This is a genomic window from Martinezella miluonensis (assembly GCF_900094545.1).
GTDB lineage: Bacteria > Pseudomonadota > Alphaproteobacteria > Rhizobiales > Rhizobiaceae > Rhizobium > Rhizobium miluonense.
Genome location: NZ_FMAH01000001.1, coordinates 375,463 through 389,945, shown reverse-complemented (window position 1 = coordinate 389,945; position 14,483 = coordinate 375,463). Strand labels below are relative to the sequence as shown.

Genomic DNA, 14,483 nt, shown 5'->3' with positions numbered 1-14,483 from the left:
GGGAATTGCTTCATGACGCTCGACCGTCGTCTCAATGCTTTCAGACCTGACCTCGCCGAAACTTCCCTCAGAGGCAAGGTCGAGGCCGAACGCTTCGTCGAAGGCAGCAAGGCTCAGGTTTCCGTGCCTGTCGTAGCCCTTCGGTCGAAGCCGGATCTCGCCGCCGGCATCGATACCGAATTGCTGATGGGCGAAGAGGTAATCGTTTTTGAGCGCAGCAACGGCTGGTGCTGGGTCAAGGCGATCGCGGACGGCTACGTCGGCTATCTCCCTGAAACCGCGGTCAGGGAAGGGGCGGCGGCGACGCATATCGTCGTCCCGCAGCGCACCTTCGTCTATCCCGAGCCGGAATTGCGCAAGCCGCATGTTACGGTGCTTTCGATGGGTAGCCGCGTGCGCGTCACCGGGACCGCCGAGGCGCGGGGCAACCACTATGCCGTCCTCGAGGATGGCACTGCCATCTTTGCCAAGCATGTGCAGCCGATCGGCTTTGATGATGGCGGCGATTACGTCGACGTCGCCCTGCGCTTTCTCGAGACGCCCTACCTCTGGGGTGGCCGCTCTGGTCTCGGCATCGATTGCTCTGGGCTGGTGCAACTGGCGCTGTCGATGACCGGACGCGCCGCTCCTCGCGATACCGATATGCAGGCCGCCGGCCTCGGCGAGCCGATTGCTCGCGAGGAGCTGAAGCGCGGCGATTTCGTCTTCTGGAAGGGCCATGTCGCGATCATGGAGGACGCGGAGACCATCGTTCATGCCAATGGCCACACGATGACCGTGACACGCGAGAATTTCGCCGCCGCCGTCGAGCGCATCGGCTGGCTCTACGAGTACCCGACCGGCTATCGCCGCTTGGTCGGCTGATCCTCGCTCGGAACAGTCTTTCCGCTCGTTCGCTGTCCCCTCTGATCGATATGTTTTATCGAGAGGAGGAAGAGACATGCCCGTCACCGCTATGGAAAAGACGGTTCGGGATATTCTGCACGACGGCCACTTGCGCAAGAGCGGCAAGATAGATCGGCTGCGCGAGCTGCAGAGCGAAGCTCGGGGCATCCAGCGTGCCGGCAGCGAGAGCTCTATGAGCGCCGATGACGGCCTTCAGGACGATCTGCGCGTTATCGAAAAAGCGCTGCACGACCTGCATGCCGACACCGAACAGAAGGGCGCCGCCACGCTTTGAGGCGACCCGGCGCCGGCTCCTTCTTGGCGCGGGCACCTCTATTAGCTACGCGGCCGGGAAATCCAGATGCCGGCGATGATGATGACGCCGCCCAGCGCCTGTATCAGCGTGACGTTTTCGCCAAACAGGATCCAGGCGAAAAGGGCCGCTGCGATCGTTTCCAGGAAAATGACGAGTGACGAGAAGACCGTTGGCAGCCTCCCCAGCGCCACGGAGACCAGTCCCTGGCCGCCGGCATGGCTGATAAGGCCGAGCGCCAGCAGGACGCCCCATCCGGAGGCCGATTGCGGCAATATGCGCGGCTCGAAGAAGATGGCGACGAGGAACAGAAGCACCGATGTAATGACGCTGAGCTCGAAGGTGACGCGCGCAGCGTTCGTCCCGCCGCGCGCCGCGCCGACAGCCAGGAAATAGAGGCCGAAGAAGGCGCCGGTGACAACTGCGAGGCCATCGCCGACGGCGCGGCTCGGATTGAACGCAAGGCTCTGCACCACCAGCGCCGTACCGCCCGTCAGGCAGACGAGAAGCCCGACGAGCGTTGCGCGACTGACCCTCTGCCGCAAGAGCAGCCAGCCGAAGATGACGACCCATAGCGGCGCCATGGTCGCGAAGAAGGTCGCGTTGGCGATGGTGGTCCGCAGGATGGAGATATGCCAGAAAAACAGGTCTCCGGTGAAGGCGATCCCGGCAAGCATAGTGGCCATAGTGAAACTGGCGCGAGGTGCGGCGGGCTCTGCCGCCTCGGCATGGCGCATCCACACCCAAAGGATCGGCAGGGCAAGGAAGACACGCCAGAATGCGCTGGCATAGGGACCGACATCGGCGAGGCGCACGAGACTGGGCGAGATGCTCATCGCCAGCGCCGCCAACACCATCGCCACCAGCCCGAAAAGAAACCCCTTTGAATCGTCGGAGCCGGCCTTGCCGGCGGCAGGACTATTTGCACCCGCCCTTTCGCCGAGGTCTGGAGAAAGCGTATCGTAGTCGATATCGGGCCGTGACATTCTTTTGCCTTTGCAAATCAGGTGATGTGTGGCGCAAACCTAGTACACAGGGAACGAGTATTTGGCTCCATTTTGCCAGCTTCCATGCAATTTTGTTTCCTCTTTGCGGTAAGGATGTTTTGAAATGCGCAAATCTGCCGATCTCGATGAATTCGACCTGGCGATTCTCGAAATCCTCCAAAAGGACAGCACCGTTCCACAGCGCCAGATAGGCGACCTGGTCCATCTGTCGGCGCCGGCCGTGCAGCGGCGCATTAAGCGGATGCAGTCAAGCGGCGTCATCCAGGCGAATATTGCGGTCGTCGATCCCGCGGCGGTGGCCTTGCCGATCACCATCATCGTCGAAGTGCAGGTCGCCGACGAGCGCTATGAGCTTATCAATGCAATAAAGCGCAGCTTCCTCGAGGCGCCCGAAGTTCAGCAATGCTATCAGGTGACCGGCGAGGCGGATTTCGTTCTCGTCATCGTGGTGGCCAGCATGTCCGAATACCAGGCGCTCACCCGCCGCCTCTTCCACGACAATCCGAACGTGACGAAGTTCAAATCGCTCGTTGCCATGGACCGCGTGAAGATCGGTCTTTCCTTGCCACTCACGCGGGATTAGCCGGCTTTCCGGGGTGCCTTGCTTATGCCGGGCGCTTTGGCCAGTTCGTCACGCCGCCGCTCCAGTCCTCGAAGGCCTTGGAAAGCTGAAGCACCAGCATGTCGCCGAAGCGCGGGCCGACGATCTGCAGGCCGATCGGCATGCCGGAACGGGAAAAGCCGCAATTGATGGACGAGGCCGGCTGCTCGGACATGTTCCACGGAACCGTGAAGCCGATATGCTCGAAAGGCCGGGCGGGATCGTTGGTGGGAGAAGCCCATTCCGCGGGATAGGAGACGATCGGATTGGTCGGCGAAAGCACGGCGTCCACCGCTGCGAAGAGTTTTCCGCAGCTCTTGCGCATTTCGATCGTCTGGTTGAAGCCGCGAACCGCATCGACGCCGCTGATGTCGGCGCCGCCTTTCGCCCAGCTATGGATATAGGGCAGGATCGAGTTGCGGCGTTCCTCGCTCAGTCCCATGATGTCGCCCCAGAAGCGCGCACGCCAGAAGACATCGAGGCCATCCAGCATCTGTCGGGTCAGCACCGGCGCGACATCGATGATGATGGCGCCTGCCTCCTCGAAGCGCTTGGCGGCGGCAACGACTGCATCGCGCACCTCGTCATCGACGGGCAAGCCGCAGCCTGCATCGAGCATCAGACCGATCTTCATGCCGCTGACGTCGATGCCGAGATCCATCCAGTCGATTTCGTTCGGCGGCAGGCTGGTGCCATCGCGCCAGTCGGGGCGCGAGAGCGTCGCCATCGAGAAGGCGGCGTCCTCGACCGTGCGGGTCATCGGCCCGGCACAGCGCCCGACATAATAGGGATCGACCGGAATGCGGCCATGGCTCGGCTTGAAGCCAAAAATACCCGTCCAGCCTGCCGGCAGGCGCACCGAGCCGCCGATGTCGGTGCCGATATGCAGCGGTCCATAGCCGGCTGCGGCCGCAGCCGATGCACCCGCGCTGGAGCCGCCCGGATTCTGGCTCGGGTCCCAAGGATTGCGGCTGAGCTTGTGAAAGCTGGAAAGGCCGGAGGAGAGCATGCCGTAGTCAGGGCAGGTGGTCTTGGCGAAAATCACCGCCCCATCCTCGCGCAGGCGTGCGGCGATCGGCGCGTCCTCAGCGGCGGGAACAAGCTCGACAGCCGCCGTGCCAAGCGGCACCGCCTGCCCCTTGGTGGCGATCAGTTCCTTCAGCGTCACCGGAATGCCATCCAGAGCCCCGAGCGGCTCGCCCTTTGCCCAACGCTCCGTGGAGGCGGCCGCCTGCCTGCGGGCATCCTCGGGATCATAGGCATAAAGCGCCGATATCGTCGGCTCCCATGCCTCTATATGCTGTTCGAGCGCCAGCCAGTATTCGCTGGGAGACAGGCACTTCTTAGTGAATTTGCGCCTTAATTCACGGATGGAAAGATCGGTCTGTTCGGTCATGGTCTATACTCTTTATGTCCTAGTCAGCGCGTCGCCTCGCGAGGGTCAAGGAGATCGCGCAGCCCGTCGCCGAGCAGGTTGAAGCCGAGCACGGAGAGCGCGATGGCAAGGCCCGGCGAAAGAGCCAGCCACGGCGCGACGTGGAAATAGGTCTGCGCATCTGCGAGCATGCGGCCCCAGGTCGGTGCCGGCGGTGGCACGCTGAGGCCCAGGAATGCAAGCCCGGCCTCGGTCAGAATCGCAAGACCGAGCTGGATCGTCGCCTGGACGATGATGCTGCCCATGATGTTTGGCAGGACGTGGCGGAGCGTGATGGCAAGCTGTGTATTGCCGATGGCGCGTGCCGCCAGCACATAGTCCCGGCTCCACGCCTGCAGAGCCGAGCCGAGTGCGACACGGGCGAACACCGGCACCATGAAAACCGCAATGGCTATAATGGCCGTCATGCGCCCGGTCCCGAGAAACGCGCCGAGGATCATGGCCGAAAGGATCGGCGGCAGTGCGAAGATCACGTCGCAAGCCCGCATGACGAGTGCCTCGAACAGGCCGCGTTGGGCGGCGGCGGAAACGCCGATGATTGTCCCGACCGTCCCGCCGATCGCGACGGCCGACACGGAGATCGACAGCGAATTCCAGCAGCCGGCCATCAGCATCGACAAAACGTCGCGGCCGAGTTGATCGGTGCCGAGAAGCCCGAAGCCGAAGGGCGGCTGCAGCTTGTGGATGATCTGCATTTTTGCGGGCGGCACCGGCGTCCAGAATAGCGAGACGATGGCGACGCAGACGAGGGCGAGGATGATCAAGGCGCCGACAACGAGGTTCATCCGTCGTAGCGCCCGAAAACGGCGGCGGGAGGGCTGGGCGGCAGCTCTTGCTTCGGCGGTCGTCATCGTGCGCCTCCGGCCCGCAGTCGCGGATCGATGGCCAAATAGGAGAGATCCACCAGGAAGTTGACGACGATCACCAGGCCGGCAAAGAACAGCACGACATCTTGAAGCACGATGACGTCGCGCTGGCTGAGTGCCTGATAGGCGAGGCGGCCAAGGCCGGGCAGCGTGAAGACGTTTTCGATCAGCACGGCGCCGGCGACCAGAAAGGTGAACTGCAGCCCGAGGATGGTCAGTATCGGCACCAGCGCGTTCGGCACCACATGTCCCCAGAGCACGCGGCTGCGCGACAGGCCTTTGGCGACCGCCGTGCGGGCAAAATCCTCGTGCAGCGTGTCGAGCACGGCCGAGCGGGTGACCCGGGTCAACACCGCCGCTTGTGGCAGCGCCAGCGCGATAGCCGCCAGCACCAGCGATTTCAAGGCCGGCCACACTCCGTTGCTCCAGCCGGGAAAGCCGCCAGCCGGCATCCAGCCGAGCGAAGTGGCAAACACCAGCACCAGCAGCAGGCCAACCCAGAAGCCCGGCACGGCGATACCCATCTGCGAAAACAGTGTGGCGAGGATATCGAAGAAGCCGCCGCGCTTGGCGGCCGCAGCCACGCCGAGCGGCACGGCGATAAGGACGGATAGCAGGATGGCAAGGGCCGCAAGCGGCAGTGTGACGGCGAGCCGCTCGGAGATGAGGCCGACGACCGGAACCCCGTAAGTGTAGGACCTGCCGAGATCACCCGTCAGCGCGCCAGCAAGCCATTGCCCGTAGCGGACGATCAACGGCTGATCGAGGCCTATCTCATGCCTGAGCGCTGCAAGCGTCTCCGGTGTTGCCGAGGTGCCGAGCGTGATAGCGGCCGGATCGCCCGGCAGCAGCGCCGTGACGGCAAAGATCAGCAGCGAGACGGCGATCAGCGTCAGGACGAGTCCGAAGATGCGACGGGTAAGCAGTGCGATCATAGCATGTCCATGGCCGATCGTGCCGGCGTCGTGAACCTCGACGACGGGCGGCGCGATCCGCCCGTCGGCATCGTCGCGCAGAAGCGATCAATCGTCCCAGGATACCTTGGTCAGCACGTTCGAGGGAATGGGCTCGTTCTCCCAAAGGCCCCTCAATTTCTTATCCCAGATGCCGAGCTTCGGCATAACGAAGAGATAGAGGGCCGGCACGTCCTCGGCAAGAATGGTCTGCGCCTCTCCGTAGAGCTTGTTCTGTTCGGCTACATCGGCGGTGAGCTGGATCTTCTTCATCAGCTCGTCGAAGGCCGGGTTCTTGTAATTGAAGTAATAGGGGTCGCGCGAATAAATATCGATGTCCAGCGGCTCGGCATGGGCGACGATGGTCATATCGTAGTTGCGGCCGCTGAAGACATCCTGCACCCATTTCGCCGGGAATTCCGTCGGCTCGATATTCATCGTCACGCCGATATCGGCAAACATCGCCTGCATCACCTGGGCGCTGCGCGGCGCATAGGCCATCTGCGGCGTCTTGATGGTAAAGGTGAAACCATTTGGATAGCCGGCTTCCGAGAGTAGTGCCTTGGCCTTAGCGGTATCATAGGGCAGCGTGCCGGTCAGGTCCTTGTAGCCGGGGTCGTTCGGCGTGTAGTGGCTGCCGATCGCCGTGCCGAAGCCGGACCAGGCACCTTCGATGATCGTCTTGCGGTCGAGCGCCATCATCAGGGCCTGGCGCACGCGCTTGTCGTCGAAGGGCTTGCGCGTGTTGTTCATGCCGGCCACGACCTTCAGCTCGGTATTGCCGATCTTGGTCGTGAGCCTGGAGTTGCCCTCGAAGGAATTTACGAGCTCGGGGGCTGCGAATTCCGGAAAGGCATCGACGTCGCCGGCCTTCAGCGCAGCGGCCTCCGCCTGCGGATCGGAAATGAAGCGGAAGGTCACTTTTTCGAGCTTCACGTCGACCGACTTGTTCCAGTAGTCCGGGTTCTTCACGAGGTCGACATGGTCGCCCTTGGCCCAGGCGGAGAATTTGAACGGGCCGGTGCCGACGGGGGCCGTCTTGTCGTTGGCGGAGGATTTCGGGCCAACCACGACCGAGGAGGGCCAGCCGAGCCAATAGAGCAGGCTGCCGGTCGGCGAGGAGAGATGGAGGACCAGCGTTTCCGGGTCCGGCGTGTCGATCGAGGCGATGGTCGCGAAAAAGCGCTTCTGCGGATTGACGGAATCCTTGCCGCGGGCGCGATCGAGCGCGAATTTCGCCGCTGACGAATCGAAGGCCTCGCCATCATGGAATTTGACGCCGGTTTGCAGCTTGAACGTATAGGTTAGGCCATCCGGGGATATCTCCCAGCTCTTTGCGAGCTGCGGCACGATCTTGCCGCTTTCGTCGATGGCAACCAGTCCCTCGAAAATATTCTGCCAGGTGACCTGACCGATCGCGACAGGGGCGGCGATCGTCGGATCGAGGCCCGTCGGCTCGACACTCATGCCGAGATTGAGCGTCGTCTTCGCGGCCTCGGCGGGCGTCAGGCCCATCATTAGCAGGCCGGCGGAAAGCGCCGCGCCACAGACAAGCCTGCGCGCGATGTCGCCAAGGCTCTGGCGTGAAAACTTGGTCATCTCAGTTCCCTTGCTTTTGTCCGCAAAGCCGGCTTCCCACCGGCATGCGGTCTTTTCAAGATAGTGTCATCTCGCAGGTGCGCACACAATTCCAAAAGTTTGTGCATGTGCGGTCAGATGTTCCGCGGTCCGGTGAAGCTGTCTCGCCAGGCGGGTTGTCCGCCCTCGACCGGCAGTGCCGTCGCCTCGTAGACGCCGCGGGCAATTGCGCGCGCCATGACGATGGCGGCGAGGTGGCAGAGTTCCATGAAGCTCGGCATGTCGTCGCGAGCGTGCTTGCCGGTGGATGCGGCAAACACGGTGTCGCCGTCGAGCGGCAGGTGCGTCGGCAGCAGGGCGCGGGCAAAGCCGTCATGCGCTGAGATCGACAGGCGATGCGCTTCGGCTTTGGTCAGCTGAGCATCGGTAACTATGGCACCGATGGTCGTGGCGGTGATGTTGGTGCCCTTCAGCCGCAGACGCGAATCGATGATCTCAGGCATGCCGAGGCTGCCGAATTCGCCATTTTCCTCGAAAGGAGCCGCCCAGAAATGCGGGCCGTCGCCGATGGTGGCCGAGCCTAGCGCATTGACGGCGACGATGGCAGCGATCTTGTATCCCCTGCTGCTGACGGCACTGGCCGAACCTAGCCCGCCCTTGACCGTTGCCGTCGTGGCGCCGGTGCCGGCGCCGACCGTGCCGAGTGCGAACGGCCCTTTGCCTGCCGCCTTGAAGGCGGCATAGCCGAGGTCGCGATAGGGCGAGTGCAGCCCCCAATCCTTGTTGCCGCCGTTGATGAGATCGAAAAGGATCGCCTGCGGCACGATCGGCACTCGTACATCGCCGACCTGCAAGCCGCGGCCGATCTCCCTCAAGCCCGCCTGCACTCCGCCTGCGGCATCGAGCCCGAAGGCCGAGCCGCCGGAGAGAACGAAGCCATCCACCACGCCGACCGTCATTGCCGGCTCCAGCAGCGCCGTATCCCGACCGCCCGGCGCGCCGCCAAGAACTGTGCCGGATGCGACGGCCGGCTCATCGAAGATGATGGCAGTGACACCGGAGCCAAGCGCAAGATCGGTAGAATGTCCGACGGCGACGCCTTCGATATCGGTCAGGAGATTGAGATGATCAGGCAACAAAAAATCCTTCGCCGTTCGCAACGCAAGGTCGTCATGGCGATAGGACCGTAAAGAGGGTGAAAAGACAAGATGGGTTTGTGGGCGTTGAGGCCGACCCTCGCGGTTCGAGGCTACAGCCCTTTGTGCTTTCGCACCTCATCATGAGGGCGGAATAGCTCTCGCTCGCATGCAATAAAGTTTGATTTCAAAAGCCGAGGCGGGATTCGATTCGCCAATCGGAGTGAAAAAAATAGCCCTCACCCTAAGCTTGTCGAAGGGCGAGGGCGGATGATTTTGTGATGCCAAGAGTAAAGGCGAGCCGATCCATCAAACATGGATCGGCTGCGCCGGCTGGCGGGAAAGAAGGTCGCGGATCGCAAGCTTCACTTCGTCCGCGTTTCTGAAATGCTGCTCGTCCAGATCATGGACATGGTACTTCACAGCAATGAACTTGAGCCGATCCTGATCAGGAACGACGATGCCGACGGGAACGCCGGCGTATTCGATAACTTGCTTCTTCATACATAGACTCCCTCTGCGCGCTCAAGGCGCAGACATGGCGAATTGACTGTTTGAATCCGGTAAGAGGACGAACGTCACATTCGACAGCGCGGGCGGGAGAGCGTGCCCGAGCGGTCATTGCCAAGCACGGACCGCCCAAGGATCGAAGCGATGACTTTAATATTCAGCATGTCACTCCCTCAATTGGCGTTGTACTTGCTAAGGGCTCCGACAACGGAGCGCGGCGATCCGGTGCACTATTATCTACTCTATTAGTAGATAATAGCAATTTCATCTTCAGAACCATATTCCGAAAGATGTCAAAAAATCGGCGATCAGGAAAATAAAATTCCGCACCTGGCGAATAGTGAGGAAGGTTGTGTTAAATGCCTTCACACTGCTACCCGTGTCGGGACGGCTTGCCGACCACCGACAGACAGATAGGAACTGGCGGGAGATTCGACAATGCCCCAACGGCATTTAAATTCGCTCGCCGCCAAATCACCTCAATGGTTAACGGCGCAAAGACGGCATCAAAATCCGTCCTGAAGCGCCTTTTCCAGGGCCTTTACGAAGAAATCGGCGCTCTCCGGCGCCAGACACAGCGGCGGCTTGATCTTCAGCACGTTCAGGTGATCGCCGGTCGGCTGCATGATGACCCCGAGATCGAGCAGCCGCTCGCAGATCGTTGCTGTCTCCTCGGTGGCTGGCGTCAGCGCCTCCCGGCCTCGGACGAATTCCACACCGAGATAAAGCCCTGTGCCGTGCACGGCGCCGATCAGCGGGAAGCGATCCATCAGCTCGATCAGCCCCGCCTTCAGACGATCGCCGACGACGCTGGCGTTTTCCTGCAGATTCTCGTCCCTGAGGATGTCGAGAACCGTAAGCCCGACCACGCAGCTGACCGGGCTGCCGCCGGCGGAAGAGAAGAAATAGCCTTCCCGTTCCAGCGATTCGGCGATTTCGCGGCGGGTGATGACTGCACCCAGCGGATGGCCGTTGCCCATGCCCTTGGCAATGGTGATGATGTCGGGCACCACGCCCTGACTTTCGAAGCCCCAGAAGTGTTCGCCGAGGCGGCCATAGCCCACCTGCACCTCATCGGCGATGCAGAGGCCGCCGCGCTGCCGTACGGCATCATATGCGCCGGCAAGATAGCCATGGGGAAGGGCCATACCGCCGGCATTGCCGTAGACGGGCTCGGCGATGAAGCCGGCGACGCCGTCGCCCTTCTCATCGATCGCCTGCAACTTATTGGTGAGGTCGACAAGGTAGTCTGATGCCGAATCGGGGCCTCGGAACGGGCCGCGATAGGTATTGGGCGAAGTGACCGGGTGGACCCAGTCGGGACGCGTCGTCAGTGCCTGCGGGTTGTCCGCAATCGAGGTGGAGACCGCATCGCTCGCGACCGTCCAGCCATGATAGGCCTCCAGCAGGCAGAGCATATTCTTCTTGCCCGTATGCGCCCAAGCAAGGCGGATGGTGAGATCATTGGCCTCGGAGCCGCTATTGACGAGGAAGACGCTGTCGAGCCCCTCCGGCGCCAGCATCGCCAGCCGTTCCGAAAACTCCGCGACGGCCGAATAGTGGAAGCGGGAGTTGGTATTGAGCAGCGACAATTGCTGCGCAACGGCAGCCGTCAGCCGCGGATGGGCGTGGCCGAGCGTAGTGACGTTGTTGACCATGTCGAGATAGCACCGGCCGTGCATATCGAACAGGAATTCGCGCCATCCGCGCTCGATCTGCGGCGGGGTCTCGTAATAGTGTTTCTGCGGCTTGGCGAAGTGCGCGTTGCGCAGGGAAAGCAGCGCGGAAGCATCCGGTCGCGGCGCTTCGCAGGCGGCGTTGAGAAGTGCGACGGGGGAGGGGCAGATGGCTGACCATCCGTCCGCCTGGTCCGCTGCCGCAAAGAGCGGCGGCACGAGGCCTGGCACGCGGCAGAGCTGGATGCGCAGCCCGCCGATCGCCGATCCTTCGCTGCCGATGGTCCCGATCGTCGCGCCCTGTTCTATCGCTGCGCCATCTTCGAGCGCGCTCTCGAGGCCATCGAGATGCAGGCTGACTTCTTCGCCGACAAGGACGAAATGTTGCCCTTGCCGCTGCAGGAGACCTGGGAAAGGTGCGGTAACCGTCGAGCCGGACGGCAGGCACACGTCGTTATGCAGGGCGAAATTCTGCGGCGCTGCCATACTGAGCGGCGTGGCGAGAGACAGGCGGAATTCACCGTAACGGGTCGCCGCCGCGCCGGAAGCGATGGCCGCCTGCGCGAGCAGCCGCCAATCCATGTCGGGCTTCTGCCAGTTGGCATCGACAAAATCGCGTCCGGTTACGGAAAGATCGATGGCGGCGATCTGCTGCTGATCGATATCGGGCAGAAGCGCTGACCAGCCGTCCGTCGCAATCGGGGCGACATCGGAGCCGATCGTCCGCAGAATTGCCGCTTCCATCACATCCGGCTGCGCGCCGGTGGCGACATCGAAGATCTGCCGCTCGAAATCGAGATTGCCGCGCACATATTCGTTATCGGGGTCGATGGCGAGCTGTTGCTCGCTGCTTGCGGCCAGGATGACGGCACGCGCGACGATCAACGGCCACAATGCCTTGGCTTCGGTCTCTTCCAGCGGATAGACGGCATGATAGGCCTTGATCGCCGGAAGGATATAGAAGGGGTTGCCATCCGCATGATGCAGCAGCGATGCGCAGGTGACGGCGAGATCGCCCACCAGCCAGCCCTGGATAATATCGCCGAAATCGATCACGCCGTCAGGCACCTGCTGCCCGTGCGCATCTGGATGGCTGACGACGTTGTCGTCGGTAACGTCGTGGTGCACCGGCTGAACGCGCAAGCCGCTTGCGAGCGGCTGGATGCGCTTGACGGCGGCCACCATCGCCTTGGCGATGCGGTCGCGCGCCTCATGGTCCGTTATGGTCGATAGTAGCTGCACGGCGACCGGCCCGGCTCTACGCAGGTCCCACTGCAGGTTCCTATGCAGGCCGGGATGGTCGAAATCGGCAAGGTCGCGGGCGAGCTTGGCGGAAAGCGCGCCAAGTCCGGCGGCCGCAGCCGGCGGCAAATGTTTGCGCTGAGTCAGCGTACGGCCGGGGAGAAAGCCGAGCAGCCGGATCAGATAGTCCTGTTCGCGGATGGTGATGGTGAGAATGTCGCGGCCGTTCAGGGATGGCACCACCTCGGGTATGCGCGGCGCATCCGGCTTTGCATGCAGATGGCGAATGGCGGCGTTCTGCGCCTCAAGCTCGATCAGCTCATACTCCGCCCGGCAGATCTTCAGCACATAGGCGTTGTCGCCGGCATCGATGCGATAGTTGCGGTCCTGTTGGCTGCCGAGCTCGGTCAATGTCCCGCTTAGGCCGTAATGCGTCTGCAAAATTTCTGCCGCGTCTTCCGGCGTAATGTCGGGTCTCGGCAATTGCATACGATTTACGAGCGCGGCGTCGGCCATGGCATCCCCCGGATGGTTCACTTGTGTCGACACTAAACCATTCCACTCTAAAGAAAATTACCCAAAACAGATAGAGCGGTCGAGCAATTGGGAGAAGATAGGCCGCAGATCACGCCCGGCTAGATCGGGCTGATTCTACATCCGGCGGACCTGAAATCCGAATCCCGCTCTAAACCAGAGGATGAGAACGGGATTTTCGGCGAAGACCGAACTGCCTTTTCACCATCCCGTTCCCAACTATTCGACCTCGATCGAATAGCTGCAACCGGCTAGCGTCTTGCCGGGGTGGCTGTCGTCTGTCGAGACGTTGAGGGAGATGACCGTATGGAGCACGGTATCGGAATTTTCGAGCTGCTCCCGGTTCGACATGATTTCCTTCGCACCGAGGAACTTGTTCGGCTGGTCGACTGCCGCCGTCACGCCGAGTGTCTTGGCAAGCGGGTGCGGATCAGGCTCGTCGAGCACGGCCAAGGGTCCGGAGGAGGCAAAGGCGACCCTGCTCGTCTGCCGCCCGAAGACGCTTACCGGGGCCGCCAGCTGAAATTCTCTCAGAAGAGGATTGTCTGATGGCAGCTCGCTGATGCCGAATAGCTTCATGGCGGCTGCACTCTCCGGTCCGGTCAGCCACATGGCGAAATCGTTGTAGCTCGGCACGTCGTAGGTCGCACATTCGATCAGCTTGGCAAAATCGATCTTCGTGGGATCCTGTTCCGCAGTGGCGGCGTGCACCGCAGGGGCGCCCAGAAGAAACGCCGTGAGCAGCAGCGTCCCATCGCGATAGAATGACATGTCTTTTCCTTGCCTCGGCCCGATTCGATATCAGCAATATCAAATCGGGCTTCGGAACGAAAAGGAAAGAGCGATGGAAGCCCGCGCCTTACCCCATGCGCTCGGATGCGTAGCTTCCCGGGCTTGCCGGGAAGACGACGGTCCGGTTGCCGTTGAGGAAGGTGCGGAAGTGGATATGCGCATGGATGGCGCGGGCCAGCACCTGGCTTTCCACGTCGCGGCCGATCGAAACGTAGTCGTCGGCCGATTGCGCATGTGTGATGCGCGCCGTGTCCTGCTCGATGATCGGGCCTTCATCGAGATCGGCGGTAACGTAATGCGCCGTCGCCCCGATCAGCTTCACCCCGCGCTCATAGGCCTGCTTGTAGGGATTGGCACCCTTGAACGATGGCAGGAAGGAGTGGTGGATGTTGATGATCCTCCCTGACATCTTGCGGCACAGCGCATCCGACAGCACCTGCATGTAGCGGGCGAGCACGATCAGCTCGGTGCCGGTCTGCTCGACCAGATCCAGAAGCTGCGCTTCCGCCTGCGGCTTGTTCTCCTTCGTCACCTTGATGTGGTGGAAGGGGATGTCGTGATTGACGACGACCTTCTGATATTCGAAGTGGTTGGAGACGACGCCGACGATGTCGATCGGCAGCGCCCCGATCTTCCAGCGGTAGAGCAGGTCGTTGAGGCAATGGCCGAAGCGCGAGACCATCAGCAGCACCTTCATGCGCTTCTTGCTGTCATGAATGTCGGCGACCATGGCAAATTTCTCGGCGATCGGCTTGAAGCCCTCGACCAGTGCCGCCTCACCAACGCCCTCCTCGGAGATGAAGGAGACGCGCATGAAGAACATGCCGGTATCGAGATCGTCGAACTGGCTGGAGTCGACGATGTTGCAGCCCTGTTCGGCGAGATAGTTCGATATCGCCGCCACAATCCCGCGCGTCGACTTGCACGCCACTGTCAGTACATAGCTCTTCATATC

At 61.9% G+C, this 14,483-nt stretch carries 13 protein-coding genes; 3 read left to right on the top strand and 10 right to left on the bottom strand.

Annotation, left to right across the window (positions count from 1 at the left end; genetic code table 11):
• The first annotated feature begins 12 nt into the window (after positions 1-12).
• Together GA0061102_RS01935 and GA0061102_RS01930 are read left to right on the top strand one after the other, a co-directional pair.
• Positions 13-864 (top strand): C40 family peptidase, encoded by an 852-nt coding sequence (locus GA0061102_RS01935; RefSeq protein ID WP_092843492.1) that lies wholly within the window; start codon positions 13-15, stop codon positions 862-864.
• A gap of 76 nt (positions 865-940) precedes the next feature.
• Positions 941-1,180: a hypothetical protein gene (locus tag GA0061102_RS01930; RefSeq protein WP_092843489.1), complete on the top strand. Its 240-nt coding sequence runs from the start codon at positions 941-943 to the stop codon at positions 1,178-1,180.
• A gap of 41 nt (positions 1,181-1,221) precedes the next feature.
• Here the strand turns inward: GA0061102_RS01930 and GA0061102_RS01925 are convergent, their stop codons facing one another.
• Entirely contained in the window at positions 1,222-2,184 is a 963-nt protein-coding gene (locus GA0061102_RS01925) for a DMT family transporter (RefSeq protein ID WP_092843488.1), read from the bottom strand.
• Between the two features lie 124 nt (positions 2,185-2,308).
• On the opposite strand from GA0061102_RS01925, the gene GA0061102_RS01920 reads away from it, so the two are divergent.
• Positions 2,309-2,788, top strand: coding sequence for an Lrp/AsnC family transcriptional regulator (locus GA0061102_RS01920; RefSeq protein ID WP_092843486.1), 480 nt, complete (start codon positions 2,309-2,311; stop codon positions 2,786-2,788).
• Positions 2,789-2,810: 22 nt separating this feature from the next.
• On the opposite strand, the gene GA0061102_RS01915 is transcribed toward GA0061102_RS01920, so the two are convergent.
• From GA0061102_RS01915 to purU, 9 genes are all read right to left on the bottom strand, one after another.
• Positions 2,811-4,202 carry an amidase gene (locus tag GA0061102_RS01915; protein WP_092843484.1) on the bottom strand — a complete coding sequence of 464 codons (1,392 nt, stop codon included), beginning with the start codon at positions 4,200-4,202 and terminating at the stop codon, positions 2,811-2,813.
• 23 nt (positions 4,203-4,225) lie between these two features.
• On the bottom strand, positions 4,226-5,092 hold the full coding sequence (locus GA0061102_RS01910; RefSeq protein WP_092843482.1) for an ABC transporter permease: 867 nt from the start codon (positions 5,090-5,092) through the stop codon (positions 4,226-4,228).
• Positions 5,089-6,042 carry an ABC transporter permease gene (locus tag GA0061102_RS01905; protein WP_092843480.1) on the bottom strand — a complete coding sequence of 318 codons (954 nt, stop codon included), beginning with the start codon at positions 6,040-6,042 and terminating at the stop codon, positions 5,089-5,091. Before GA0061102_RS01905 ends, GA0061102_RS01910 begins: the two co-directional genes overlap by 4 nt.
• An 87-nt stretch (positions 6,043-6,129) precedes the next feature.
• Positions 6,130-7,659: an ABC transporter substrate-binding protein gene (locus GA0061102_RS01900; protein WP_092843478.1), complete on the bottom strand. Its 1,530-nt coding sequence runs from the start codon at positions 7,657-7,659 to the stop codon at positions 6,130-6,132.
• A gap of 113 nt (positions 7,660-7,772) precedes the next feature.
• Entirely contained in the window at positions 7,773-8,774 is a 1,002-nt protein-coding gene (locus GA0061102_RS01895) for a P1 family peptidase (protein WP_092843476.1), read from the bottom strand.
• 309 nt (positions 8,775-9,083) lie between these two features.
• On the bottom strand, positions 9,084-9,278 hold the full coding sequence (locus GA0061102_RS01890; RefSeq protein ID WP_037155432.1) for a hypothetical protein: 195 nt from the start codon (positions 9,276-9,278) through the stop codon (positions 9,084-9,086).
• Between the two features lie 512 nt (positions 9,279-9,790).
• Positions 9,791-12,718, bottom strand: coding sequence for an aminotransferase (locus GA0061102_RS01885; RefSeq protein ID WP_092843474.1), 2,928 nt, complete (start codon positions 12,716-12,718; stop codon positions 9,791-9,793).
• Positions 12,719-12,955: 237 nt separating this feature from the next.
• Positions 12,956-13,507: a hypothetical protein gene (locus GA0061102_RS01880; protein WP_092843472.1), complete on the bottom strand. Its 552-nt coding sequence runs from the start codon at positions 13,505-13,507 to the stop codon at positions 12,956-12,958.
• 88 nt (positions 13,508-13,595) lie between these two features.
• Entirely contained in the window at positions 13,596-14,480 is an 885-nt protein-coding gene (gene purU / locus GA0061102_RS01875) for a formyltetrahydrofolate deformylase (protein ID WP_092843470.1), read from the bottom strand.
• Positions 14,481-14,483 lie beyond the last annotated feature (3 nt).